At 46.1% G+C, this 1,351-nt stretch carries 3 protein-coding genes; all 3 read left to right on the plus strand.

Translation table 11 applies throughout. From position 1 onward, the window contains the following. Positions 1 to 76 precede the first annotated feature (76 nt). Genes A7975_RS17210 through A7975_RS17220 form a run of 3 tightly spaced genes read left to right on the plus strand, consistent with a single transcriptional unit; the run spans position 77 to position 1,241 of the window. The gene (locus A7975_RS17210; protein WP_065385939.1) at positions 77 to 442 is read left to right on the plus strand and encodes a DUF2089 domain-containing protein; all 366 of its coding nucleotides are present in this window, start codon (positions 77 to 79) and stop codon (positions 440 to 442) included. A 16-nt stretch (positions 443 to 458) separates the two neighbouring features. Next, positions 459 to 890: a hypothetical protein gene (locus A7975_RS17215; protein WP_065385940.1), complete on the plus strand. Its 432-nt coding sequence runs from the start codon at positions 459 to 461 to the stop codon at positions 888 to 890. 15 nt (positions 891 to 905) lie between these two features. Next, the gene (locus tag A7975_RS17220; RefSeq protein WP_141680342.1) at positions 906 to 1,241 is read left to right on the plus strand and encodes a hypothetical protein; all 336 of its coding nucleotides are present in this window, start codon (positions 906 to 908) and stop codon (positions 1,239 to 1,241) included. The last annotated feature ends 110 nt before the right edge of the window (positions 1,242 to 1,351 follow it).

The raw sequence follows: 1,351 nt of genomic DNA on the forward strand, positions 1-1,351 counted from the left end.
TATTAAAATAATTAATAAAATGCATTTACAAATTGAATATGTTGATTTATAATTCAAAAAAAGAGAGGAGTAGAGTATGAGATATCCTATCATCACACAGTGTCCCGTATGCGACCATCAACTGCACGCCGTCAAGCTGGAATGCGGACATTGCCGGACGACGATTGAGAACACGTTTGAATTATCAAAGCTTGCTCTGCTCTCGCCGGAACAGCTCCATTTTGTAATCACCTTTCTAGTCAACAGGGGCAACATAAAGGAAGTTGAGAAAGAGCTCGGCATATCTTACCCGACGGTGCGCGGCAAGCTCAATGATATTATTACGGCCCTCGGATACGATACGCAGAAGAAGCCGGAAGTCGATGAGAAGAAGGTCATTTCCATGCTTCAAAATGGCGAAATCACCGCGGATGAGGCGGTCAAAATGTTGAAGAGTGAATAAGGAGGCGGAAGAAACGATGAAAGAAGAAATCGGCAAAGTACTGTCCATGATGCAGGAAGGTAAAATTGATTCAAACACGGCTTCGGAGTTGATTGACGCGCCGAAGGAGAAGCAAGCGGCTCATACATCGCAAGCCGTACAGATGCTGGGGAAACCAGACTATTTCAAGAAACAGTCATCGGCATCCGGCCGTTATTTAGACAAAACGTTGAAAATTCGGGTAACATCCCAAGAAAACGATAACGTCAACATCAATTTGCCGATTAAACTGGTGAAGGCTGTTCTCGGAGCGGGGCACAGCATCGCGTCCAATATTCCGCAGGCTGCGAAATATGTGAAGGATATCGATATCGACCTGCTGATCGATGCAATTGAGAACGAGCTTGACGGGCAAATCATTGACATCCGCTCTGGTGAAAAGGATACCGTCACCGTAGTGATTGAGTGAGAGGTCATGATGATTGTGAAGGTTAAAAGCAAGGAGCACGCTTTTACGATTCCGGTCCCGTATGCTATGTTGCGCATGGGGAGCGGTATACTGACTTCTAAATTAGTCCAACGCATTGTGAAGGATTGGATGAACAAGCACGGCAGACATGCGGATGGGCACTTGAGCCGGAAGCATGATTTTGAATCGGACAGCAGCCAGTTTGGGATTGAACTGGTGCTGTCGATTCTCGAAAACCAAAACACGAAGCAAGCGATCAGGCAGCTCATCAAGGAGTTGCAACGCTGCAAAGGGGCGGTTCTGGTCGATGTCCAGACCCAGGACGGCACGGAAGTGTTGATTAAATTATAGGCAAAACCTTCATTTAAGGGAGGCAACAAATGCAGACCATGCAATCCAATTCCATTCAAGTAAAAGGACTTGCGGAAGATATGACGCATGGAGTGCCCAGAATATCATTA

It is taken from the genome of Bacillus sp. FJAT-26390 (assembly GCF_001682865.1).
GTDB lineage: Bacteria > Bacillota > Bacilli > Paenibacillales > Paenibacillaceae > Pristimantibacillus.